Source organism: Crenobacter intestini (assembly GCF_004919095.1).
In the GTDB taxonomy this organism is placed as follows: Bacteria; Pseudomonadota; Gammaproteobacteria; order Burkholderiales; family Chromobacteriaceae; genus Craterilacuibacter; species Craterilacuibacter intestini.
The window spans coordinates 1-23,592 of the sequence record NZ_STGJ01000027.1; the positions used below are offsets into that span (position 1 = coordinate 1).

Consider the following 23,592-nt stretch of genomic DNA (forward strand, 5'->3'; position numbering starts at 1 on the left):
CGATTCGCCGACCGCCTTCAGGCCGGCAAAGTGGATCACCGCCTTGATCGGGTAGCGCAGCACTAGGTCGAGCTTCTCGCGGTCGAGAATGTCGCCCTCGACCAGGAGCGGCGCGCGGCCGGCGATCTTTTCGACGCGGCGCAGTGCCTCGGGCTTGCTGTTGCTGAAATTGTCGAGCACCACCACATCGTGGCCGGCTTCCAGCAGTTGCACGCAGGTGTGGCTGCCGATATAGCCGGCGCCGCCGGTGACCAGGATCATGTCGCTTCCTTTAGTGGGCCAGGGCTCAAGCCCCTACGCTTGGGTTTGCCTGCTCTTGCACGGTGCCACCGCTACCGCGACGCGTCCGCCACTGCTGGCGGACCAGTACCAGCAAGATCCCGGCGAACCCGCCTGCAATCGTCCCAAGTGCTGCGATAAGCGCCCGTTTGGGCTTGAGCTTTTCCTCCGGGATCACGGCGGGGTCGATGGTACGGAATGCGTACTCCTGCTGTACTTCAGCCAGCATCAGGGTCTTGGTCTGCTGTTCGATCAGTTGCGAGAACACATTCTGCATCGACGCCAGCGCGGTCTGAGCCTGCTGCTTGTGAAGATAGTCAATGTTCTTGCGCGCTTCGATCTGGTCGCGCTCGCGCACGGCCTGGTTTAGGTCCTGTACAAACCAGTCTGCCCATTGCTTGGTGAGCACCGGCGAGTAGAAGTCCAGGCTCAGGGTGACCAGCCCGGACTTCTTGTCCTTATCCAGTGCCATCATTTCACTGAATGCCTTGTATAGCTCCCAGTCGGTCGGTTCGACGGATTCGCCGGGCTTGACCTCGCGGACCCACTGCTTGCGCCGGGGGTCGTACAGGTCCGTGTCTAGGGTCAGCTGGCCGCTTTGCTTGTCCCAGCCGGTGGATGCCAGCAGCGCGACTTCCAGTTGGTGGCGGCGGATAAAGCTGGTGACAAACTGGCGGGACTTGCCGATTTCAACGGCAATGTCGCTCTTGCTGGCCTTGCCGTCGCCCAGGCTGACACCGGCGAGGCTGGCCAGCCCCCCCATCTGGCCGGCCAGTGCGGCCAGGCCGCCGCCTGATTCGCTCTCGGCGGGGGCCAGCAACACCCTGGATTGATAAATATTGGGCATGGAGAGTGCCACGCCCACGGCAATCGCCGCCGCCAGGACGGTGCAGGCCATGATCAGCCACTTGCCCTGCCACAGGGTCTTCAGGAGCTCGAGCAGGTCGATCTCGTCGTCGTGTTCCTGCTCGGGCTGTCGGGTCATTTCGCTTTGCATATTGGTCATGGTTTGATCGCCGCCCAGGCTACGCCAATTTGATACATGATCTGGGTGACGGCGCTCCAGGTGCTCAGGCTGTCGCGGCGCTCGGCATCCACCGGAACCACGATGGTGTCGCCCCGCTCGATGCGCGGGCTGCTGCGGTACAGCCAGTTGCCGCCGGGCATGCGTACCGAGCCGTCGGCCTTGACCACGTAGATCCGGTCGGTGTCGGCGCGTTTCTTGCTGCCGCCGGCGCGCTCCAGATAGTCATGCATGTCCAGCCCCGGCTGGTAGGTATGGCTGGACGGCATCTGCACCTCGCCGATGATGCTCACACTGTTGCGCTGTTGCGGGATAAACAGGCGATCCTGGTTTTCCAGGCGGATATCGAAGGCGGTGTCTCCCGCCAGCAGGGCCGGCGTGTTGATCACCAGACGGCCAAGTGCCTGGGTGTTTTCAAGTTCCTCGGCCAGCTTCATTTCCGTGCTCAGGTCGGTTTTTTTCGCCAGCGGGTTGTCTTGGGTCTTCATGTTTAAAAACGCCATCTCGGCCCGCAGCTCCTGGTTGAGCCGGCGCAGGTTTTCCGCTTCCTGCCGGCGCAGGGCCTCCCGGGTGAAAATGGCGCCCTGAGGGTTGGCGAAACGGGTCAGGCCGCCGGCCCGCTCAATTAGCTGGCTCAGCATTTCCCCGCGTTTGACGACGTAGCTGCCGGGGTAGCGCACCTCGCCTTCCAGCCTGACCGTGATTTCTTCCCGCCATTCGGGTTGCGCCAGGATATTCAGCCGGTCTTTGGATTGGAGCGTGCGGGCGAGCTGCGGAATGGTGGCATTGCCGTTGGCAGGCAAGTCGAAATGGCTATGCACCAGCTTCAGCTCGCGTCCGTTGGCGTCGTAGCGGCTAAGCTCGACGCGGTCAGCCGCTTCGGTGCGGCCGCCGGCTGCGGTGATCAAATCGGCAAACACACCATTGCGCGGCAGCGGGTAGACCCCGGGAAAGCGCACTTCGCCGCGGATTTCCACGATCTGGACCGGTTGCTCCGGGCTCGCCTGCAGCTTGAGCTGGTTGAGGACATCGGTCAGCAACGCCTCCCGACGGTTGTCGATCTGCTGCTCGGCAGCACTCTCCTGCGACAGGGTGCCCAGGGTAATGTCAGCCTGTGCTTGCGCCTTGCCTGTCGCGTTACCCTTGAGGTTCTTGTCAAAGGTGTCGCTCGGGGCGTTGCTGAACAGGATGACCTGGTCCCGCTTTTGCAGCGTCAGGTTGTGCGGGCTGCCCGGGTTGCGCATCGCTTCGCCGGGCTTGAATTGCAGCACTTCGATGCGCCGGCGGGCGTCGATTTCACGGACCACGATGCCGTATTCAAGGTCGGTATTGACCAGCAGGTCTTTTTCCGGATTGCTGATCAGCTGGCTGATGCGCATGCCGGGTTTGAAACTGCTAGGGCCCGGGTGCAGGATGGCCCCCTTGAGGACGACGGCATTGTTGTAGGTGTCGGAGACGCGCAAGGCCGAGACCTGATCGCCGTCCCGCATGGTGAAGGTGGCGGCCTGCGGGCTGTCTACCCTGAGGTTGAACACTTGCGGCCCGGTTTCGCTCTGCCGCGTGACCCGCACCTCATTCAGTGCTTCCGGCTTGAGGCCCCCGCCGAGGCTGACCATCTCTGCCAGCGATGTGCGCCCCCTCAACTCGTAAATGGCCGGGCGGCGTACCAGGCCGTCGATGGCGACGGAGGGCCCCTTGGCGGGGATGAAGACGACATCGCCTGCCCGCAAGCGGATGTCCGCCTTGTTGTTGCCCCTGAGCAGCAACTGGTACAAGTCCATTTCCTGCACGACTTGGCCGCCGCGCCGAATCTGGATCTTGCGCAGGCTGCCACCGATATTCAACCCGCCCGCCGCCTGCAAGGCCTGGGTGACCGTGGTGAGCGCATTGACGTTGTAAGCCCCCGGCTTGAACGCTTCGCCGGTGACCGTGATCTGCATCATGCGCAGGGCGCCCATGCTGACAAACACGTCCACGCCGAGAATCTGCGCTTTGATGCGGTTGATCAGGTCGACCGCAACTTGCTGGTAACTGTTGCCTGCAACATAAATGGGGCCGAGCCCCGGGAAGTCGATATTGCCCTGGCGGCCGACACGCAAGGTGTGGGTGGCGTTTTCCTTGCCATACAGCTGGATCTTCAGCTCGTCCCCCGGCCCGACCAGGTAGTCGTCCGGCACGGGCAGGTCGGCCAGCGGCGTGTTGCTGGTGGGCATTCCGGCAAACAGGCCGTAGCCGAACGGCTCGCCGGCCTTGCTGGAGCTGGATTCGCTGCTGCGTGGCTGTATGGTCGGGGCCATGGTGGGTGCCGCGCTATTTTCGCTGACGGCCGGCTTGTTGCCTTGCGCAGCCTGAATTTGGGCGTCACTGGCCCCGTACTGGCGGGCCAGCGCTATTTGCTCCGGTGTCAGCGCGTGAACGGGAAAGCTGATCAGTGTGGCCAGCCATAAGGCGGTGCGTTTATTTTTCATCGTCAAGCCAGAAATTTCATTAAATTAAAAACTAAAAATCTACGTCGCTACTTAATAGCGATGGTTAAGCTTGACGCCGGCGTAGCCCGGCCCCAAGTCGAGCATCGCCGGATAGCGTTCGCGTTCACGCTGGGCGCTCCACAACCATTTTCCGGTGAAGTACCCAAGGATGCCGCCTGCAGCGACGTCGGATAACCAGTGCTTGTTGCCGGCCGTGCGTCCGAGCGACGCGGCGGCGGCCACGCCGTACAGCCACGGCGCGCGGTATTCGGCTGCAAACGGCGTAATCGCAGCGAAGGTGACCGCAGCGTGGTTGGAAGGGAAACTGCTGTCGCTGCGTGAGCGGTCCGACGGTTGGTGACCCCAATGACCGGCGTTTTGTTCGGGGCGGGCCCGGTTGAACACCTGCTTGAGCAGCATGCTCCCCCCTGCGGAAACCGTTGCCGCCTGCAGGGCGATCAGCCCGGTATTTTGCAGCTTGCTGTCACCCAATGCTAGTGCCATGCCGGCGCCGCCGACGGCCAGCAGAGGGGCCGCCTTGCCGAGCTTGTCCCAGCCTTTCACAAGGCGGTTGTTGCGGTTCTCCGCTACCAGGTCTTTCCACCGCTCATCGGCTAACGATGCCAGCCCAACGATGGCCCCGGCGCCAAGCAAGGTGGTGCCGAGCTCCGAGAGGGGCGGGAAGGCGTGGCTGCTGTCTTCCAGCCGGAGACGCACGTTCGGGCCGGGGGTAACCCGCTCGATCGGGCGGGCAACTGCCGGGTGGTTGGCCTCATCGGCGCGTTCGGAGAAGTTGCCCAGCCCGTCGCTCTGGTGCAGCGTCCATTCGCCAGATTCTACCATTGGGTAGAGGTCGCCCGGGCTGTTGACCATCTGCCCGACGTCGCGGGTCCACGGCGAAATCGCGAAGTTGGCCCGCGAGCGGCTATCTTGCGGCAGCAGTGCGTCCAGCGACATGCGGAAGAAGATGCCCTTGTCGCGGTAGGGCGAGGCAGGGGAGCCGGGGCTGGTGATGTCTTGGCCGTCGGTGTAGGTATACCAGCCGCCGATTTCGAAGCCCGAGCGGAAGCGGCGCTTGATCTCGAAGCGGGCGCCGTTGTCCTTGGCCAGGAAGCGGCCAGCCCGCAAGGTTGCGGTAGTTTCATACGGCAGCCGATAGTGCAGCGAAGCGATCGCGCTGACCGTGTCGTAATCGCGCATGCCAAGCCAGCCCTGGAAGTCGCGCTGGCGCAAGGCATCGACAGTGACGTCGGCTGCCCAGCGGCGGTCGAATGGCGCGTACAGCAGTTGGCCACCGGCACCGGCGAACATTTCCTCATACAGCCCGGCCGAGACACGGCCGTACCATTGGCCGGCCGGCTTGAAATACTGGTTGAGCACCGCCTTGTTAAGCTTGACCTTGCCGCCGCGCTTGTATTCGGCAATGTCGGTGCGCACATGCGGCAGCAGGCTGTTGGACGGCTGGGTCACGTCGCTGACGTCTTCCAGCAGCGTTGCGGCCACCTGGCTGTTGAAGTACAGCCCGTTGGCAATCCGCCGGTCCAGATTTGCCGCCACGCCCAGTTCATACTTGAGCGCGCCGCTCGGGTCGTTGAAGTAGAAGCCCAGGCGGGGCGCCAGCTTGAAGCGGTTGAGCAGGCTGTCCTGCTGCTTGAGCTGGACCAGGTCACCGTCTTCCGATAGCAGGACCGCGAGGCCGTTATCGTCGGACAGGCCGGCGGCAAGGGCGCCCGTGCTGTCGTGCCGGATGCGGTCTTCGGGCCCTGCCGGGCGCACTAGCACGTATTCCTTGAAGCGGTGACGGTCGATCTTGCCGGTCAGGTAGTCGGACAGGGCCTGCATGTCGAAGAATTCGTAGCTGCCGACCGGCATATCCTGTTCGCTGTACGTGACCTTGATGGTCCGCGTTTCCAGCGGCATGAAGTACATGGCGGTACGTACCGCGCGGCCGACCGCGCGCCCCATGTCCGAGATGCGGCTGTTGGAGAGGTTCAGGCTCAGCGTGTCGCGCCGGTAAGCCAGGCTGACCAGCGTGTAGTCCTGGCGGTGCAGCGCCTGCTGCAGCGCGCGCGCGTAATGCGGGTCGACGTGCCATTGCTGGGCGGTGGGGCGTGCCGGGAGTTCTTTGGGCTGGAACGGCGCCGGTTCGTAGATCTTGGGGACGAACTCGCGCTCGTTCAGCGGAATGGTCACCATGGCGTTGATGGCGGCATGGCTTTTCTGGTGGGCGGCCTGCAAGGATAGCCAGCCCCAGCGGTACTCTACGCCAGCCTTGAGGCCGGATGCACGCTCTCCCGCAAAGGTTTCTTCGGCTCGGAAATCCTGCCGGTAGTCGCGCGCGTCGTATTCAGCCACCAGCGCCCAGCGCGGTGCATCAGGCAGCGTCCAGCGCGCGCCGGCGAAGGCGCCGTCGATCAGGCCGGTACCGTAACCGACGGTGGTTTCCAGCGGGCCGAAATGTTTGCCCAGTGCGACATAGTCGCTGCGGAACAGCCCCGTGCCGAACAGGTCGGTGCGACCAATGGCGAGTGCGGGCCAGTACTCGCCCTCTTCCACTAGTTGCAGCTTGGCGTCGAAAACCTTGTCCTTGTAGCGGCCGTAGGTGTTGGCGCCTGCGTGGCCCTGGCCAAAGCCCTGGATGCCGGAGATGCCGACATAACGGCCGCTCATCTGCAGGGCAGGGAACAGGGTGACCGAAGTCCACAGCGTGCTGTAGGGCTTGTCGTGGCTGTAACCGATGCTCCAGCTGCCATCCTGCCCGGTCCAGGCGCTGGGCATGTTGATGTAGCCGTCCTGGCCGCCAAGGTTGGGTGATGCGAGAGCAAGGCCTGAGGCAAGCAAGCTTGCGGTGCCAGTCAGCAATAGGGAGTGGTTGGTCACGTTTTTATTTTGCACAACAAAAGTCCGGACCCGTGAGTCCGGACTTGGTAAGGCAGAAACAGCTTAGTGGTGGCTGGTCGACGAGTTGTTGTCGGAGGCAGCGACCGCGACGGCTGCGACGGCTGCGCCGATGGCAACCATTGCCGAAACAGGAAGCGCTGCTGCAGCAGCGGGCGCAGCGGCAGTTGCTGCAGCAGGAGCTGCCGCTTCAGTGCCAGTAGCAAAGGCTGGTGCGGCGCTCAGGCCGGCGATCATGGCTATGATCAGAGTTTTTTTCATGAGAAATCCTCTGGGTTGTGAATAAATACAAGGCTAGTAAGGCTAGTGTCGCACGCAACCCCTTTTCTGCCAATGCTAAGCGTAAGTCTCTAAATTTGTCTGCTCAGGCGGCTTTAAAAGAGCATGCCTGTTGTTTCATTACTACAACGTTGAACGAAGAGTGACGGATAAATCTAGCAGGAGTTGCAATATGCCCCTTCAGACATCGTTCAGAAACCAGTTGTTCTGGCATGATCTGCCGGAGTGCAAAACGAGACGTCCAGAGACACCCCGATGAAGAGTCTGTTCGCCGCCGAAGAACGTGTAAGCAAGCTGTCCAAGCGGGGTGACCCGTTGGAGTCGCTGGGCCGCCATGTCGACTTTGCCGCGCTGGCGGCCAGCGTCGACCGCGCATTGCCGAGGCCGCACCGCTACTTTGGCGGTCGGCCTCCATACCCGACCGAGTTGATGATCCGCCTGCTGGTGATCCAGCAGTTGTTCAACCTGTCCGATACACAGCTTGAGTTCCAGGTGCTCGACCGGGTCAGCTTCCAGCGTTTCCTCGGCATCCGCGACAGCGGCAAGGTGCCGGATCGCAATACGGTGTGGGCCTTTCGCGAGCGCTTGGTGCAGGCGGGTCTGGGGGCAAGCTTGTTCGACGAAGTGAACCGCCAATTACAGGCTGAGGGCTACCTCGCCCGTTGTGGGCAGATCATCGACGCTACCTTGGTGCCGGTACCGACTCAGCGCAACGGACGGACCGAGAACGCGCAGATCAAGCAGGGCGAAATGCCGGAGGACTGGTCGGCCAAGAAGCTGGCGCACAAGGATGTCGATGCGTGTTGGACCGAGAAGCATGGCAAGCAGACCTTCGGCTACAAACTGTCGGTATCGACCGACTGCCGCTACAAGTTGATCCGCACCGTGCATGTCAGTCCTGCCAACGAAGGCGTCCAGACTCATCTGTTGAAGGTGCTCGACCGGAGCAATACCAGCCGGGATCTGTACGCCGACCGCGGCTACACCGCACTGGACGTCCTCAAAACGTGCGGTTGGCGGCAACACATCCAGCGCCGCGCCAAGCCGAAGCAAGCGTTATCCGAGACACAGGCTGGTCGTAACCGGCGCATCGCCAGGATCAGGGCACGCGGGGAACATCCGTTCGCAGGCCTGCGTGCTTTGGGTGGCAAGTGCCTGCGCAGTGTCGGCTTGGCCCGAGCGACCTTGCAGTTGCACCTCAAGGTACTGACCTACAACCTGAAGCGGATGTGCTGGCTGAAAAACAACGAGGTGGCCGCCTTCTGGCGCTCGGAGCGCGTCCGGAGCCCGAGAAATATGGGCTTCGGAGGCAATGGAAGCAGGATCTGGGACGATATGATCATGTCAGTATTTTGTCATTTTTATACGGAAATTCTCGCATGAGATGTAAACGATCAACAGATGGCCGCAAGCATGGCAGTGCAGCGATCCCTGTAATGTGTCAGCAGGCCATCAAGGCCATCAGTGAAGGGCAGGATGTGCACCGCGTACCGGCTGCGTGTATGACGCCAATGTGCGCAGTGTCGCGATGTCACTTGAGGATGTTTAATTTTTGGCTGAGTAGGCATGCATAAAGAGCTAACAGGGCGTGTTGCCATCCTGATGGGGGCTTACAATGGCGAGCGCTATCTGGAGGAGCAGTTACAGTCTTTTCTGGGGCAGAACTACGAAAACTGGTCCTTGCATGTTTCGGACGACGGTTCTTCTGATCGAACGCGGCAGTTGTTGTCGAATTTTGAGCATGCAAATGCCCGCCCAGTGCAAGTGATTGACGGGCCGCGTAAAGGATTTTGCCAGAATTTCTTGTCGCTGCTGTGCAATCCGGACATTGATGCGGACTATTTTTGTTTTTCGGATCAAGACGATGTCTGGCATGCGGACAAACTGAGCCGCGCCCTAGGCTGGCTACGCGCTCAGCCTGCTGATGTACCGGCTTTGTACTGTGGTCGGACGCATCTGGTGGACGATGACGGAACTTCGCTGGGTTATTCTCCGCTGTTCACTCGCGCGCCTTCCTTCTCGAATGCACTGGTACAGAGCATTGGAGGAGGAAACACCATGATGATGAATCGTGCGGCTCGAGAAGTGTGCCAGAGGGCAGGGGCTGTTGATGTGGTTAGCCACGACTGGTGGGTGTATATCGCGACGACAGCGGTGGGGGGGCGCGTTCATTATGATGCGCAACCAAGCCTGGATTACCGCCAGCATGGCAATAATATTGTCGGTTCTAACATGAGCTGGCAGGCCCGCCTGGAGCGAGTAAAGATGCTGGGACGTGGCCGTTTCAAGCAGTGGGGCGCGCAGCATTTGCGAGCACTGCAAGTCCTTGTTCCGTTGATGCCATCGCACAACTGGGCAGTGCTTGCTGCGTTTGAACGAGTGCATCGCGGCAATCTGGCCAGCAGGATAATCGCTTTCCGTAAAGGGAAGCTTTACCGGCAGACTGCGCTTGGCAATGCCGGTCTGCTGGTCGCAACACTATTCAACAAAATCTAGGGAAAGAATCAAGTAATGACCATTCTCGTGACCGGCGGCGCCGGCTTCATCGGCGCCAACTTCGTACTCGACTGGCTGGCTCAAGACGACGAAGCCGTCGTCAACCTCGACAAGCTCACCTACGCCGGCAACCTGCAGACGCTCACCTCGCTGGAAGGCGACGCACGCCACATCTTTGTGCGCGGCGACATCGGCGATCGAGAGCTACTCTCGCGCCTGCTCGCCGAACACCGCCCGCGCGCAGTCATCAACTTTGCCGCCGAGAGCCACGTCGACCGCAGCATCCATGGCCCGGGTGACTTCATCCACACCAACGTGGTCGGCACCTTCAACCTGCTGGAAAGCGTGCGCGGCTACTGGACCGCACTGCCTGCGGCAGAAAAGGCCGCGTTCCGCTTCCTGCACGTGTCGACAGACGAGGTGTACGGCTCGCTGGCCACCGACGACGCGCCGTTCAGCGAGACTCACCGCTACGAGCCGAACAGCCCGTACTCGGCGTCCAAGGCCGCGTCCGACCACCTGGTACGCGCCTGGCACCACACCTACGGTCTGCCGGTGCTCACCACCAATTGCAGCAACAACTACGGGCCTTACCACTTTCCAGAAAAACTGATCCCGTTGGTGATCCTCAATGCGCTTGCGGGTAAAGAGTTGCCCATCTACGGCGACGGCATGCAAGTGCGCGACTGGCTCTATGTTAAAGACCACTGCAGCGCGATCCGCCGCGTGCTGACCGCCGGCCGTCTGGGCGAGACCTACAACGTCGGCGGCTGGAACGAGAAGCCGAATATCGAGGTGGTGCGTACCCTGTGCGCCATCCTCGACGAACTCTCCCCGCGCGCGGACGGCGCCTCGTACACCACCCAGATCAGTTACGTCACCGACCGCCCCGGCCACGACCGCCGCTACGCGATCGACGCGCGCAAACTGGAACAGGAACTGGATTGGAAACCGGCCGAAACCTTCGAAACCGGCATCCGCAAGACGGTTGAATGGTACCTCGCCAACCAGGCATGGGTAGAAAACGTCAGCAGCGGCGCGTACCTTGCGTGGGTCGAAAAGCAATACGGTTGAGAATATTTGGCAAGGAATGGCTGACTGCTTGCCTCTCTGTGCAACTGCGAATGGTCGCCTTGAGATGGATGATGGAATGAACAAGATTTTGGTGACCGGCACCAACGGACAGTTGGGCTTTGAATTGCGGCGCGCCTTGGCGCCGCTCGGGACAGTCTGCGCGCATACGCGCGAAACTCTGAATCTGGCGGACCCTGCGGCGATCGTGCGCGTGCTGGACCAGGTACAGCCGCGGATCATCGTCAACCCGGCGGCGTACACTGCGGTGGACAAGGCCGAAAGCGATGCCGCGACGGCAATGGCGGTAAACGCCGAAGCGCCGGGTATCTTGGCTGAATGGGCTGCCGCGCATGATGCTTTGCTGATCCATTACTCGACAGACTACGTGTTCAGCGGCGAGGGTGACCGCCCTTGGCGCGAAGACGACACCCCCGCGCCAAGGTCGGTGTACGGGCAAAGCAAGTGGCTGGGTGAGCAGGCTGTGCGTGAGATGACAGGTCATCATTTGATCCTGCGCTCGGGCTGGGTGTTCGGCGTGCATGGCGCAAATTTCCTGAAGACCATACTGCGCCTCGCCCATGAGCGTGATCAGTTGACTGTCGTGGCTGACCAGATCGGCGCACCGACCAGCGCCGCGCTGATCGCGGATGTGACTGCGCAGATCATTGCCAGTTACGACCGGCCGACCGAGAAATTCGAATACGGCACTTACCACCTGGCCGCACAAGGCGAAACCAGCTGGCACGCCTATGCCCAGCGTGTGGTGCGCCGAGCAATTGCGCAAGGCTATCCGCTCAAATTAGCGCCGGAGGCGATCAAGCCGATTGCCAGCAAGGACTATCCGCTGCCGGCTGCACGGCCGGCCTATTCACGGCTGGATTGCAGCAAGCTGATGCGCAACTTTGGCCTACCCCTGCCGCGCTGGGAAGACGGGGTCGATCTGGTGGTCGACCAGCTTTACAGCGCCCAGCAATCCGCTTTAGCAACTTGCTAATCACAAATAGACGGACCAATCCAATGCAGAACACAGTACAGCGTAAAGGCATCATCCTTGCCGGCGGTTCCGGCACCCGCCTGTATCCGGCCACGCGTGCGGTCAGCAAACAGTTGCTGCCGATCTACGACAAGCCAATGATCTACTACCCGCTAAGCACGCTGATGCTCGCGGGAATCCGCGAGATCCTGATCATATCCACCCCGCAGGACACGCCGCGTTTCGAGCAACTGCTGGGAGACGGCAACCAGTGGGGGCTGTCGCTCAGCTACGCGGTGCAGCCGAGCCCGGACGGGCTGGCGCAGGCATTTTTGATTGGCGAAGATTTTCTGGCCGGTGCGCCTTCCGCCTTGGTGCTGGGCGACAATATCTTCTACGGCCACGACTTTCATCAACTGCTTGCCAACGCGATGGCGCGGGGCGAAGGGGCCAGCGTCTTCGCCTACCACGTGCACGACCCGGAACGTTACGGCGTGGCCGAGTTTGACGCGCAAGGCAAGGTGTTGTCGCTGGAAGAAAAACCGCTGCAGCCGAAGTCCAGCTATGCGGTGACTGGTCTGTACTTCTACGACGAGCACGTGGTTGAACTGGCCAAGTCTTTGCAGCCATCACCACGGGGCGAACTGGAGATTACCGACCTGAATCGCTTGTACCTCGAACAAGGCCGGTTGAACGTCGAAATCATGGGCCGTGGCTACGCCTGGCTGGATACCGGCACCCATGAATCGCTGCTAGAGGCCGGCCAGTTTATCGCTACGCTGGAGAACCGGCAGGGGCTCAAGGTTGCCTGTCCGGAGGAAATCGCGTTCAGAAAAGGCTGGATCGATGCGGCCCAACTTGAAGTGCTCGCGCAACCCTTGGCTAAGAACGGCTACGGCCAATATCTGCTGCGTCTCTTGAAAGAGCAGGTGGTCGCATGAAAGTCACCTCTCTAACCATCGAAGACGTCAAGTTGATAGAGCCACGCGTGTTCGGCGACGAGCGGGGCTTTTTCTTTGAAAGCTTCAACCACGCGCAGTTCGAACAGGCGATCGGCCGGCCAGTAGCCTTCGTGCAGGATAACCACAGCCGAAGTGTCAAAAATGTGCTGCGTGGCCTGCATTACCAGATCAAGCAACCCCAGGGAAAGCTGGTACGGGTAGTACAGGGCGAAGTATTTGATGTGGCAGTGGATTTGCGCAAAAGCAGCCCGACGTTTGGCCAGTGGGTCGGCGAAATCTTGTCGGCTGAAAACAAGCGGCAATTGTGGGTGCCCGAGGGCTTTGCACATGGCTTTGTGGTGCTGAGCGATACGGCGGAGTTTCTCTACAAAACGACGGACTATTACGCTCCGGCATACGAGCGCTGCATTGCCTGGAATGACCCAGCGCTGGTAATCGATTGGCCTGCTACCATCTCGCCGATTACTTCGGCAAAAGATGCGCAGGGAAAATTATTGGTAGAGGCCGAGGTGTTTGACTGATGCGAGATTTTTCTGCAAGTCCTGTTGAAATGTTTGCCAGTTTATGGCGTAACAGGGAGTTGATAAAAGCCTCAACCAAAAGAGAGGTGCTCGGTCGCTATCGTGGTTCAGCCTTGGGCCTGTTATGGTCCTTTGCCAATCCCCTGTTCATGCTGGCAGTTTATACATTTGTTTTTAGTGTGGTATTCAAGGCACGCTGGGGCGGGGGGGAGGGGTCGAAGGTCGAATTTGCACTTGTTTTGTTTGCCGGCTTGATGGTGTTCAATTTTTTTGCCGAATGCGTCAACCGTGCGCCAAGCCTGATTGTGGGAAACCCAAACTTCGTCAAGAAAGTGATTTTCCCGCTGGAAATTCTGCCATTTATCGCTGTGTTTGCTGCGCTGTATCACTTTGTGGTGAGCCTTGCCGTATGGCTACTTGCGTATATGGTTTTTTTTGGCGTGCCGCATATAACCATCCTGCTGTTGCCATTGGCGCTGATTCCGCTTGCCCTGTTTGTGCTCGGGTTGAGTTGGGCCTTGGCATCCCTGGGGGTTTTTTTGCGTGATGTCGCCCAGTTGATCGGCACGCTGACCACGGTGTTGATGTTTTTGAGTCCGATATTTTATCCGGCGTCTGCATTGCCAGAGGCCTATCAGCACATTCTCTATCTAAACCCAATGACTGCGGTAATAGAAATGGTGCGCGACCTGATTTATTGGGGCGTGATGCCGGACTGGACACTGCTTTCAATTTATTTTGTTGCGATGGTTTTAGTAGCCTGGGGCGGCTTTGCCTGGTTCCAGAAGACCAGAAAAGGGTTTGCAGATGTCCTCTGAAATCGCCATCAAAGTCGATAATCTGAGCAAGTGCTACCAGATTTACGAGACCCCCCGTGACAGACTCAAGCAGTTTGTTTTGCCGCGTCTGCGGCGCCTGGCCGGCCGGCCACAAAAAATGCATTACCGTGAATTTTGGGCGCTTAAGGGTGTCTCGTTCGAGGTCAAGAAGGGTGAAACGATTGGCATCATCGGACGAAATGGTGGTGGTAAATCGACACTACTGCAAATGATCTGCGGCACGCTTAGTCCAACCTCTGGTTATGTTGCCACTTATGGGCGAATTGCGGCTTTGCTGGAGCTTGGGTCAGGGTTCAATCCGGAGTTCACTGGTCGGGAAAATGTTTACATGAATGCTGCAGTGCTAGGGTTGACTGCGGCAGAGATTGATTCAAGGTTTGATGAGATAGTTGCATTTGCCGATATTGGCGAGTTCATTGAGCAGCCAGTAAAGACGTATTCTAGTGGAATGATGGTGCGTCTGGCATTTGCCGTAATAGCCCATGTTGATGCAGACGTTCTTGTTATTGATGAGGCATTGGCAGTGGGAGATGCGTTTTTTACACAAAAATGCATGCGGTTTTTACGGATCTTTATGAAAACCGGCACGGTTTTGTTTGTGAGTCATGACACTAGTAGTGTTAAAAGTTTTTGTAACCGTGTTATATGGCTTGAAAAAGGTCAGGTTCTGCAGGAGGGAGAACCTAAGGAGGTGTGCGAGCTTTACCTCGAGGCATTTTACGAGGTGCGACAAGGTAAGAGTAGTTCTACTAGGTTGAAGAATTTTGAGAACACAGGCTTCTCAATTGCCATTAAGGATCAGCGGTCGGATTTTATTAACTCAAGCAATTTGCGAAATGATTTGCGGGTTTTTAGATTTGATCCTGCTGCGGATTCTTTTGGAAAGGGTGGAGCTGAGGTTGTCGATGTTTGCCTCCTGGATGGTGATGAACAAAAACTTGCTTGGATTGTTGGTGGGGAAAAGGTTAATTTGCGTGTAACTGTTCATGCATATCAAGATCTCGATTCGCCTATCATCGGGTTTTTTGTCAAGGATCGACTGGGGCAGGCCTTGTTTGGAGATAATACGTTTATTTCGTACTTGGAAAGGCCCGTTTGTTGCTTGGAGGGTGGGTTTATTCAATCGGATTTTGTTTTTTACATGCCACTACTTCCGGCTGGGGACTATAGCATTACGGTTGCCATAGCTAATGGTACCCAACAAGAGCATGAACAGCATCACTGGATTCATGATGCAATTATATTTAGGTCGGAATCGAGTAGCGTTGTGACGGGGTTGGTTGGGATTCCGATGTTAGATGTTAAGATGAAAAATTTATGAGCAAAGAAATGTCTCTGAAAAATATATTAAAAGCAGCGAATTTCAAGCCTCGCTCTATTCAGTTTCCAAATGCTTGGGTGGGGCATTTGCCATTTGCGGCATGGTTGATTAGTGAAATTTCGCCAAGAGTATTTGTAGAGCTAGGTACTCATAGCGGGAATTCTTACTTCTCGTTCTGCCAATCAGTTTTTGAAAATGGACTGTCAACTAGGTGCTATGCCGTAGATACTTGGCAGGGTGACGAGCATGCAGGTCAATATGGTGATGATATTTTTTCTAAGGTAAACACGCATCATCAAGAGTATTACTCTGATTTTTCTCGTCTGCTGCGTATGACTTTTGATGAGGCGGCTACATATTTTTCTAACGAATCAATAGATCTTTTGCATATTGATGGTCTTCATACTTATGAAGCGGTCCGTCATGATTTTGAGACATGGCTGCCAAAACTTGCGCCTGGTGCTATTGTGATTTTTCATGATACCAATGTTCGAGAGCGTGATTTTGGTGTCTGGAAACTTTGGGAAGAATTGCGGGTTATTTATCCAAATAGTTTGGAGTTTGTACATTCTCATGGTCTCGGTGTTTTGCAGTTGAATAATGTGTTGCCAGAAAATGTTATTGGGTGGCTTAATCCAGAATGTCCGGAAAAAGAAATTTTGGTGAATTATTTTGCAGCGTTAGGCTCTCGGCAATTGGAGCGTTTTGATTCGATTGGCTTGGCTCAGCATGCATCTAACCTAGAGAAGGTTGTTGTTGATCGAAACGTTCAAATTTCCAACCTCAATCAGATTGTTATTGAGCAAAACGGTCAAATTGCAAACCTTAACCAGACTGTGACTGAGTTTGGCGGACAGGTCTCCAGCCTGAGCCAGACCGTGGCTGAGCGAGATGCGCGAATAGTCAGCATTGGCGAATCGTTATCGGATCGGGAGTTGGCTGTAAAAGAGATCTATCTTTCACGTTCTTGGCGATTGACAAGTCCCTTGCGCCGACTGACTCGCTTTATAAGAGGCCTTCGTTCATCGGAGGGGATGTCGAATGAAAGCAGCGCAGCATTTGATTTTGATTCCGATTTTTACCTTAGTGCCTATCCGGATATTGCTGAAAGCGGAGTTGATCCAGTAGAGCACTATCTGCGGCATGGGCGACATGAGGGGAGAAAACCGAAGGCGCCGAGCATCGTGTTCCAGGGTTCCATGGAGGCTGAGTTCGATCCGGCACGAGAAAATATTCTGGTCGTCAGTCATGAGGCCTCGCGTACCGGGGCTCCGATACTGAGTTTTAACCTTGTTCGAATTTTGAAGCGACAATACAACGTTGTTGTTCTCTTGCTGGGCGGCGGTCCGCTTGTCAGCGCATTCCGGCGTGAAGGGGCAGTGGTGATGGGACCCTGCGACATCCGGAATGACCTCTTGAGTGCCGATCTGTTGCTTGGGAAACTCTTTAGTAAGCGCAAATTCAAGTTCGCACTGGTCAATAGCATCGAATCTCGGGTGGTGCTTCCGACCCTGGCTAGACACTTCATTCCGAGCTTAACCCTTTTTCACGAATTTGCGGCTTATACGCGCCCGCACGATGCATTTCGTCAGGCGCTTTTTTGGTCGGGCGAAGCAGTCTTTTCGGCGAAAATCACCCTCCAGAGTGTGCTAGATCAGTATCCAGATTTGGTTGGGAACCGTTTTGCTCAAATCCTCCCGCAGGGACAGTGTCTATTGCCTCAGGAGATGATCGACGAGAAGTCTCGGATTTCCGAGCGAGGGAAGCTTCTCAGGGCAATGCGTCCAAACCTGAAGGGAGAACAGCCGTTCCTCGTACTGGGTGCAGGCTCAGTGCAGATGCGCAAAGGTGTGGATCTGTTCATTGAATGTGCTGCGCGAGTGATTCGAGCGCGCCCAAACAAGAGTATTCGGTTTGTCTGGATTGGCAAAGGTTATGACCCTGACCATGATGCAAATTACTCGGTCTATCTGGCCGATCAGCTTGGTCGATCTGGCTTGACCCAATATGTGACATTCATTGACGAAACTTCTGAAATGGATGCTGTCTACCAGTCCGCTGACCTGTTGCTTCTGACTTCCAGGCTCGACCCCCTACCGAATGTCGCCATCGATGCCCTCACCGAGGGACTCCCGGTGATGTGCTTCGAAAAAGCCAGCGGGATCGCTGATATCCTCGTCGAAGGTGGCCTGAAGGAGGACTGTGTGGCGGAATACCTGGACACCCAGGCACTGGCAGACAAGATACTGCATCTTTTGGAGGATCCCACCCGCTTTCAGGATGTTGCGGCGAGAAGCAAGCAACTCGCGGCCTCTACGTTCGACATGGAGCGGTATGTCCATGAACTGGAAAAATTGGTGGAGGTGGCTGCGAAGCAGAGTGAGCAGGAAGCCCGCGATGTAGCTGAAATCCTCAGATCTAACTTGCTGGATCAGGACTACTGCAGTCCGCCACATCACCGCAGTCGGTCGCCGGAGGAGGCGGTTAGAGCATATGTGCGGGCCTGGGCATCCGGGATCGGTCGGCGCAATCCTTTCCCCGGCTTCAACCCGGGAATCTACCTTGAGCGGCATGGTGTCAGTGCTGAAGGTGTGGAGCCGCTTGCCGACTACCTTCGTGTGGGAGCACCTGCAGGTCCGTGGCGGCTACCCGTCATCCGCGACACCGATGAGTGCCTGACGCATATCGGCAAAGCGCGAGTTGCTCTGCACCTGCATGTCTTCTATCCGGACCTGCTGGCTGAGATGCTCGAGCGCCTAGGGCGGAACGCCATTCGTCCCGATCTGTTCGTCAGTGTGCCTGCGGATCGTTCCGTCGAGGACGTTGCTCGGCAGTTGGAAAGTTATTCTGGCAAGGTCGTTGCGATCGAGACAGTTCCCAATCGCGGTCGTGATATCGCTCCATTCCTGACCGCCTTTGGCCCGCGCATTGCCGCCAGTTACGACTTCATCGGGCACCTTCACACCAAGAAGAGTGTTGATATCAAGGACGCCTCTGTGGGGGCCGCCTGGAACCGGTTTCTCTTGGAGAACCTTCTGGGTGGCAAATCCGGAGCCATGATGGACCGCATTCTCGGTGTGATGAGCAACACGCCATCCATCGGCATGGTTTTTCCGGACGACCCGAATGTGGTTGGATGGAGTGCTAACAAGCCTTTTGCTACCTCCCTCGCTGGGCGCCTCGGCATCAAGGATCTGCCGGAACACTTCGTCTTCCCCGTCGGCACAATGTTCTGGGCGAGAGTGGATGCGCTGAAGCATTTCTGGGCGCTTGGGCTGGAATGGAATGACTATCCGGAAGAGCCGCTCCCCTATGACGGATCGATGTTGCATGCCCTTGAGCGCCTGTTCCCCCTAGGCCTTGCAGAGAGCGCAAATCAGTGCGCCTTAACTAACGTGACCGGTATGAGTCGATGAACATAGCAATATTTGGAGGTGGTGGCTTTATTGGTTCGGCAATCGTTGATCGTCTTCTCAAGGATGGTCATAAGCTACGGATTTTTGAGCGCCCACGTGTCTATCCCTTTCGTTCCTTTGCCGCAGGCGAGCAGGTCGAATGGGTAACCGGGGATTTGATGAGCATGCATGATGTCAGTAAGGTCGTGGATGGCGTCGATGTCGTCCTCCATCTGGTATCCACCACCTTGCCGAAGAGTTCCAACGACGATCCGATATACGACGTTCAAAGCAATCTTGTCGCGACACTGCAAATGCTCAGTGCAATACGCGAGAAGGGTGTGGGCAAGATCGTCTTCATTTCTTCGGGCGGGACTGTATACGGGGAGCCAAGTTATCTGCCCATCGATGAAGCGCATCCGACGGAGCCGCAGGTTTCCTATGGCATCACCAAGCTGGCAATCGAAAAATACCTACTTTTGTATCAGCGTCAATATGGGATCAAGGTGAATATTCTTCGGGTCACCAATCCCTACGGTGAACGTCAACGGGTCGAGACGGCGCAGGGCGCCGTGGGCGTTTTCCTAAGCCGAGCCCTGCAGGGCCTGCCACTGGATATCTGGGGGGATGGCAGCGTCACCCGTGATTATATTCACGTAAGCGATGTAGCGGAGGCCTTTTCTCATGCTGTGGCCTATGACGGTGCGAAGTCAGTGTTCAATATCAGCTCCGGTATGGGAACCTCGCTCAATGAACTGATTGAGAATATGGAGATTGTGCTCGGTCGGTCGATTGAGCGGCGTTATCTAAAAGGGCGTCCATTCGATGTGCCCGTGAGCGTGCTGGACAACAGTCTGGCACGTCATGAGCTGGACTGGCACCCCACGGTGAGCCTGCTTGATGGTGTTCGCAGAACCGCTCTGTGGATGGAAAAGGCGTTAGAAAAATGACGGAACAGGTTCAGAAAGTGCTTGTTACAGTCGTCATTCCGACGAAAAATGGCGGTCTGCACTTGGATCGGGTGCTGAGTAGTGTTTACTCGCAGCAAACACCTTGGAAATTCGAGGTTCTGGTCGTCGACTCCGGTTCCACCGATGAAACGCTTTCCATCGTGCGCAGGTATTCGCAACTCAGGCTGATCCAGATCGAGCCTGCTGAGTTCGGCCATGGCAAGACGCGCAACCTAGCTGTTGCGGCTTCCAAAGGCGAGTATGTCGCCATGATCACACAGGATGCGCTTCCAGCATCTCCGTCGTGGCTGGCCGAGTTGCTAAAGCCAATGCTGGCGGACGATCGGGTCGCTGGTGTCTTTGGTCGGCATATCGCCTATCCGGAAAGTAGCGTGTTTACCAAGTATGAACTGGAGCAGCACTTCGCCAGTTTCACCCGGTACCCGGTCATCGAGCTCGATGATCGGCAACGCTACGCGTCCGATGAAGGCTATCGCCAGTTGCTCTACTTCTTTTCGGACAACAATGCCCTGTTGAGGCGCGCTGTCTGGGAACAGATTCCGTATCCGGAAGTGGATTTTGCAGAAGACCAGGCTTGGGCTCGAAAGATGCTCGAAGCTGGATACCGTAAAGCCTATGCGCATGATGCAACTGTTTACCACTCTCATGAATATGGGCTCTGGGAGCGTTTGCAACGCAGCTTCGATGAAAGTTATGCATTGCACCGTCTCTTCGGCTACAAGCAAGGCCGTGGACTGAAACACGCGGTTCGCAACTGGATGGGGCTAACGCGGCGTGATCTCTCCATCGCCAAGCGCGCTGGGTTACCATTTTCACGCCAAGCAATGCTGTTGAGGGTGCCTATTGATAATGCCATGCGCATTGCTGGCAGCTATCTTGGCTTACATGGCAGCCGCTTGCCTGAGTTTCTTCGCCTGCGCCTTTCCCGTGATTGGCGCCTCATGAAGATTGATAACTGGAGCAAGTGAACTTGAGTTTTGCCTTAATAATAAATAGGACAAGCAAGGCGTTGAATTTTGCCAAGTCAAATGGCTGGCTGAATCTATTGCGCCTGATCCTGCATCGGTTACTGCGAGTTGGGGGCTACTTCGGCAAGACTAGGATCTTTGGACTCTATGATTTCGTGACCCAGCCAGCCATTGGCGTGGCAGCTAGGGCTGATGGCGTCTCGAACAAGACCATCAACTGGTTCGTTCCTGAGGTCGGTAAAGGCTCCGGGGGGCACCTAAACATCTTTCGGTTCATCAAGAATTTGGAGGCGCATGGGTTCGAGAACCGGATCGTTATCATAGGAAGCCCCACCCGAAAGGCGCCTGATCGGATCAAGAGTGAGATTCATGAGTGGTTCTTTCCGGTTCAGGCTGAGGTGTACTCCGATGCCGAGTCAGCTCCACCAGCATATTTCACGATGGCCACTTCTTGGCCGACGGCATACTACGTGAGGGCGTACCAGTCGACCATGCAGCGTTGCTACTTCGTTCAGGACTTCGAGCCTTGGTTTTATCCGGCCGGCTCTGACTCTTTGCTAGCAGAGGCGACCTACGGCTTCGGATTTCAAGGCTTCACTGCGGGTTCTTGGCTCGCACGGAAACTGAGTGAAGAGTTTTCGATGCCCACCTGTGCCCTAGGCTTTTCGTTCGATCGGGAGTTATATAAACCGCAATCCAAACCGCAAGTGGAACGCAAACATAAACGAATTTTCTTCTATGCTCGCCCTCCTACTGCGCGCAGGGCTTTCGAACTTGGCCTGCTGGTCTTGGCGGCGGTTTCTAAACGCTTGCCGGATGCCGAGATTGTCTTAGCTGGCTGGGACGTTCGGAACTACGACATCCCCTTCCAGGTTGAGCATGTAGGCCTTGTCGATCTGAAGGACCTCCCGGCCTTGTATGGTGGTTGTGACGTGGCTCTGGTGCTCTCCTGTTCCAATCTTTCTCTTTTACCTCTCGAGCTAATGGCATGTGGCGTGCCGGTCGTCAGTAATCGCGCACCTTTCACTGAGTGGTTACTTAATGATTCAAACGCCGTACTTGCTGATGCTACAGTGGAAGGCCTTTCAACAGCGATCATAGATTTGCTTGAGTCTCCCGCTAAGATTGATAAAATTCGGCAGGCTGGATTTGATTTTGCATGTCATACGAGTTGGGAAAATGAGGCAAAGATCATGGCTGAGCACTTAGAAAGCTTAGCTAATTAGAATGATGGGGTTTTTGGGCTTTGTTGCGCAAATCGTCTGAAGGAAACTTCCAGAAACCTCCCGTTCTGGCATGATCTGACCGTTCGCTGACCGAGATGCCCCGATGAAGAGCCTGTTCGCCGCCGAAGAACGTGAAAGCAAGCTGTCCAAGCTGGGTGATCCGCTGGAGTCGCTGGGTCGCCATGTCGACTTTGCCGCGTTAGCGGCCGGCCTCCATATCCGACCGAGTTGATGATCCGCCTGCTAGTCATCCAGCAGCTGTTCAACTTGTCCGATCCCCAACTTGAGTTCCAGGTGCTCGACCGCGCCAGCTTCCAGCGTTTCCTCGGCATTCGCGACAGCGGCAAGGTGCCGGATCGCAACACGGTGTGGGCCTTCCGTGAGCGCCTGGCGCAGGCGAGCTTGGATGCAAGCTTGTTCGACGAAGTGAATCGCCAACTACAGGCCGAAGGCTAGCTCGCCCGTTGTGGCCAGATCATCGACGCCACCCTGGTGCCGGTTCCGACCCAGCGCAACGGCCGGACCGAGAACGCGCAGATCAAGCAGGGTGAAATGCCGGAGGACTGGTCCACCAAGAAGCTGGCGCACAAGGATGTCGACGCTCGCTGGACCGAGATGCACGGCAAGCAGGCCTTCGGTTACAAGCTGTCGGTGTCGACCGACGGCCGCTACAAGCTGATCCGCACCGTGCACATCAGTCCGGCCAACGAAGGCGACCAGAATCATCTGTTGAAGGCGCTCGACCGGAGCAATACCAGCCGGGATCTGTACGCCGACCGCGGCTACACCGCACTGGACATCCTCAAAGCGTGCGGTTGGTGGCAATACATCCAGCGCCGCGCCAAACCGAAGCAAGCGTTATCCGAGACACAGGCTGGTCGTAACCGGCGCATCGTCAGGATCCGGGCACGCGGGGAACATCCGTTCGCAGGCCTGCGTGCTTTGGGTGGCAAGTGCCTGCGCAGCGTATGCTTGGCCCGGGCGACCTTGCAGTTGCATCTCAAGGTACTGACCTACAACCTGAAGCGGATGTGCTGGCTGAAAAACAACGGGGTGGCCATCTTCTAACGCCCAAAGTGCGTTCGGAGCCGGCGAAATGTGGGCTTCGGAGTAAAAGACACCAAGCTCAGAGACGATAACTGCGCCAGATGGCTGAGGATTTGCTCAACAAGAGGGCTTGCTCACTTGGTAGCAGGTTTCTGGAAGCCCCCTTAAGGCGGCGCGGGCGCTGCCAAAGCGAAGCGGGCAAGCCGTCTGTCTCCAGAACGCCCTGCCCGCGGTCCCACCCGAAATGTTGGGTTGTTGCCAACCCGGTGCTGCCTCTCCAAGAACTTGCAGCCATTTTACGGGCGGGTGCGCGCGGACGGTATCCGTAGAACTACGTACTGGTGCCTGATGGTGCGCTCAGACGTAACCGTCCGGGTTGGTGCGCTGCCAGCGCCAGCTGTCCGCGCACATTTCTTCTATGCCTTTTTCTGCCTGCCAACCCAGTTGTTTGCGCGCGGCGGTCGGGTCGGCCCAGCAGGCGGCGACGTCGCCGGCGCGGCGCGGCGCGATGCGGTAGGGCAGGGTCTTGCCGCAGGCGGCCTCGAAGGCGTGCAGCACTTCGAGCACCGAGTAGCCGCGGCCGGTGCCGAGGTTGGTGGTGATCAGCCCGCCGGTGTGCCTGAGTGCGTCGAGCGCCGCCAAGTGGCCACGCGCCAAGTCCACCACGTGGATGTAGTCGCGCACGCCGGTGCCGTCGACGGTCGGGTAGTCGTCGCCGAACACGCTAAGCGCATCGCGTTTGCCGACGGCGACCTGGCTGATGAAGGGCAACAGGTTGTTCGGGATGTCATTCGGGTCTTCGCCGATCAGCCCGGACGGGTGCGCGCCGACCGGGTTGAAGTAGCGCAGGA

20 protein-coding genes and 1 pseudogene are annotated in these 23,592 nt (G+C 57.4%); 15 read left to right on the top strand and 6 right to left on the bottom strand.

Annotated features, from left to right (window positions below; genetic code table 11):
• The 5 genes from E5K04_RS15880 to E5K04_RS15900 all read right to left on the bottom strand — a co-directional run.
• Window positions 1–261: SDR family NAD(P)-dependent oxidoreductase (locus tag E5K04_RS15880; protein ID WP_136555828.1), on the bottom strand; the 261-nt coding region annotated here is incomplete at its 3' end.
• Between the two features lie 25 nt (window positions 262–286).
• Window positions 287–1,285: a Wzz/FepE/Etk N-terminal domain-containing protein gene (locus tag E5K04_RS15885; RefSeq protein WP_136555829.1), complete on the bottom strand. Its 999-nt coding sequence runs from the start codon at window positions 1,283–1,285 to the stop codon at window positions 287–289.
• Window positions 1,282–3,771, bottom strand: coding sequence for an SLBB domain-containing protein (locus E5K04_RS15890; RefSeq protein ID WP_136555830.1), 2,490 nt, complete (start codon window positions 3,769–3,771; stop codon window positions 1,282–1,284). Before E5K04_RS15890 ends, E5K04_RS15885 begins: the two co-directional genes overlap by 4 nt.
• A gap of 51 nt (window positions 3,772–3,822) precedes the next feature.
• Window positions 3,823–6,666 carry a YjbH domain-containing protein gene (locus tag E5K04_RS15895; protein ID WP_328591046.1) on the bottom strand — a complete coding sequence of 948 codons (2,844 nt, stop codon included), beginning with the start codon at window positions 6,664–6,666 and terminating at the stop codon, window positions 3,823–3,825.
• Window positions 6,667–6,714: 48 nt separating this feature from the next.
• Complete coding sequence (locus E5K04_RS15900) at window positions 6,715–6,930, bottom strand: hypothetical protein (RefSeq protein ID WP_136555832.1); 216 nt, start codon at window positions 6,928–6,930, stop codon at window positions 6,715–6,717.
• A gap of 273 nt (window positions 6,931–7,203) precedes the next feature.
• On the opposite strand from E5K04_RS15900, the pseudogene E5K04_RS15905 reads away from it, so the two are divergent.
• The 15 genes and pseudogenes from E5K04_RS15905 to E5K04_RS17120 all read left to right on the top strand — a co-directional run.
• Window positions 7,204–8,211, top strand: a pseudogene (locus tag E5K04_RS15905) (IS5 family transposase); the annotation flags it as partial.
• Between the two features lie 303 nt (window positions 8,212–8,514).
• Window positions 8,515–9,444: a glycosyltransferase family 2 protein gene (locus tag E5K04_RS15910; protein WP_136555833.1), complete on the top strand. Its 930-nt coding sequence runs from the start codon at window positions 8,515–8,517 to the stop codon at window positions 9,442–9,444.
• Between the two features lie 15 nt (window positions 9,445–9,459).
• Entirely contained in the window at window positions 9,460–10,518 is a 1,059-nt protein-coding gene (rfbB, locus tag E5K04_RS15915) for a dTDP-glucose 4,6-dehydratase (RefSeq protein ID WP_136555834.1), read from the top strand.
• Window positions 10,519–10,594: 76 nt separating this feature from the next.
• On the top strand, window positions 10,595–11,512 hold the full coding sequence (gene rfbD / locus E5K04_RS15920; protein WP_136555835.1) for a dTDP-4-dehydrorhamnose reductase: 918 nt from the start codon (window positions 10,595–10,597) through the stop codon (window positions 11,510–11,512).
• Between the two features lie 23 nt (window positions 11,513–11,535).
• On the top strand, window positions 11,536–12,432 hold the full coding sequence (gene rfbA, locus E5K04_RS15925; protein ID WP_136555836.1) for a glucose-1-phosphate thymidylyltransferase RfbA: 897 nt from the start codon (window positions 11,536–11,538) through the stop codon (window positions 12,430–12,432).
• Entirely contained in the window at window positions 12,429–12,974 is a 546-nt protein-coding gene (rfbC, locus tag E5K04_RS15930; protein ID WP_136555837.1) for a dTDP-4-dehydrorhamnose 3,5-epimerase, read from the top strand. The genes rfbA and rfbC overlap by 4 nt, the downstream gene beginning before the upstream one ends.
• On the top strand, window positions 12,974–13,792 hold the full coding sequence (locus E5K04_RS15935) for an ABC transporter permease (RefSeq protein ID WP_136555838.1): 819 nt from the start codon (window positions 12,974–12,976) through the stop codon (window positions 13,790–13,792). Before rfbC ends, E5K04_RS15935 begins: the two co-directional genes overlap by 1 nt.
• A complete protein-coding gene (locus tag E5K04_RS15940; protein ID WP_136555839.1) occupies window positions 13,782–15,134 on the top strand; it encodes an ABC transporter ATP-binding protein in 1,353 nt (450 codons plus the stop codon). The genes E5K04_RS15935 and E5K04_RS15940 overlap by 11 nt, the downstream gene beginning before the upstream one ends.
• Window positions 15,131–18,550, top strand: coding sequence for a rhamnan synthesis F family protein (locus E5K04_RS15950; protein ID WP_205700405.1), 3,420 nt, complete (start codon window positions 15,131–15,133; stop codon window positions 18,548–18,550). The genes E5K04_RS15940 and E5K04_RS15950 overlap by 4 nt, the downstream gene beginning before the upstream one ends.
• Window positions 18,547–19,479, top strand: a complete 933-nt coding sequence (locus E5K04_RS15955) for an NAD-dependent epimerase/dehydratase family protein (protein WP_136555840.1) — start codon at window positions 18,547–18,549, stop codon at window positions 19,477–19,479. The genes E5K04_RS15950 and E5K04_RS15955 overlap by 4 nt, the downstream gene beginning before the upstream one ends.
• Entirely contained in the window at window positions 19,476–20,468 is a 993-nt protein-coding gene (locus E5K04_RS15960) for a glycosyltransferase family 2 protein (RefSeq protein ID WP_136555841.1), read from the top strand. Before E5K04_RS15955 ends, E5K04_RS15960 begins: the two co-directional genes overlap by 4 nt.
• A 2-nt stretch (window positions 20,469–20,470) precedes the next feature.
• On the top strand, window positions 20,471–21,694 hold the full coding sequence (locus E5K04_RS15965) for a glycosyltransferase family 4 protein (protein ID WP_136555842.1): 1,224 nt from the start codon (window positions 20,471–20,473) through the stop codon (window positions 21,692–21,694).
• Window positions 21,695–21,797: 103 nt separating this feature from the next.
• Complete coding sequence (locus tag E5K04_RS17110; RefSeq protein ID WP_407920091.1) at window positions 21,798–21,926, top strand: hypothetical protein; 129 nt, start codon at window positions 21,798–21,800, stop codon at window positions 21,924–21,926.
• On the top strand, window positions 21,926–22,150 hold the full coding sequence (locus tag E5K04_RS17115; protein ID WP_407920092.1) for a transposase: 225 nt from the start codon (window positions 21,926–21,928) through the stop codon (window positions 22,148–22,150). The genes E5K04_RS17110 and E5K04_RS17115 overlap by 1 nt, the downstream gene beginning before the upstream one ends.
• A gap of 18 nt (window positions 22,151–22,168) precedes the next feature.
• Window positions 22,169–22,762, top strand: a complete 594-nt coding sequence (locus tag E5K04_RS17120) for a transposase (protein ID WP_407920093.1) — start codon at window positions 22,169–22,171, stop codon at window positions 22,760–22,762.
• A gap of 336 nt (window positions 22,763–23,098) precedes the next feature.
• On the opposite strand, the gene E5K04_RS15975 is transcribed toward E5K04_RS17120, so the two are convergent.
• Window positions 23,099–23,592: GDP-mannose 4,6-dehydratase (locus tag E5K04_RS15975; RefSeq protein WP_136555843.1), on the bottom strand; the 494-nt coding region annotated here is incomplete at its 5' end.

Excerpts from the sequence above, each read along its gene's own strand:
- E5K04_RS15955 (WP_136555840.1), top strand. The coding sequence starts at position 18,547 with ATGAACATAGCAATATTTGGAGGTGGTGGCTTTATTGGTTCGGCAATC.
- E5K04_RS15900 (WP_136555832.1), bottom strand. The coding sequence starts at position 6,930 with ATGAAAAAAACTCTGATCATAGCCATGATCGCCGGCCTGAGCGCCGCA.
- E5K04_RS17115 (WP_407920092.1), top strand. The coding sequence starts at position 21,926 with ATGATCCGCCTGCTAGTCATCCAGCAGCTGTTCAACTTGTCCGATCCC.
- rfbA (WP_136555836.1), top strand. The coding sequence starts at position 11,536 with ATGCAGAACACAGTACAGCGTAAAGGCATCATCCTTGCCGGCGGTTCC.
- E5K04_RS15960 (WP_136555841.1), top strand. The coding sequence starts at position 19,476 with ATGACGGAACAGGTTCAGAAAGTGCTTGTTACAGTCGTCATTCCGACG.
- E5K04_RS15885 (WP_136555829.1), bottom strand. The coding sequence starts at position 1,285 with ATGACCAATATGCAAAGCGAAATGACCCGACAGCCCGAGCAGGAACAC.
- E5K04_RS15950 (WP_205700405.1), top strand. The coding sequence starts at position 15,131 with ATGAGCAAAGAAATGTCTCTGAAAAATATATTAAAAGCAGCGAATTTC.
- E5K04_RS15910 (WP_136555833.1), top strand. The coding sequence starts at position 8,515 with ATGCATAAAGAGCTAACAGGGCGTGTTGCCATCCTGATGGGGGCTTAC.
- E5K04_RS15935 (WP_136555838.1), top strand. The coding sequence starts at position 12,974 with ATGCGAGATTTTTCTGCAAGTCCTGTTGAAATGTTTGCCAGTTTATGG.
- E5K04_RS15890 (WP_136555830.1), bottom strand. The coding sequence starts at position 3,771 with ATGAAAAATAAACGCACCGCCTTATGGCTGGCCACACTGATCAGCTTT.
- rfbD (WP_136555835.1), top strand. The coding sequence starts at position 10,595 with ATGAACAAGATTTTGGTGACCGGCACCAACGGACAGTTGGGCTTTGAA.
- rfbC (WP_136555837.1), top strand. The coding sequence starts at position 12,429 with ATGAAAGTCACCTCTCTAACCATCGAAGACGTCAAGTTGATAGAGCCA.
- E5K04_RS15940 (WP_136555839.1), top strand. The coding sequence starts at position 13,782 with ATGTCCTCTGAAATCGCCATCAAAGTCGATAATCTGAGCAAGTGCTAC.
- E5K04_RS17110 (WP_407920091.1), top strand. The coding sequence starts at position 21,798 with ATGAAGAGCCTGTTCGCCGCCGAAGAACGTGAAAGCAAGCTGTCCAAG.
- rfbB (WP_136555834.1), top strand. The coding sequence starts at position 9,460 with ATGACCATTCTCGTGACCGGCGGCGCCGGCTTCATCGGCGCCAACTTC.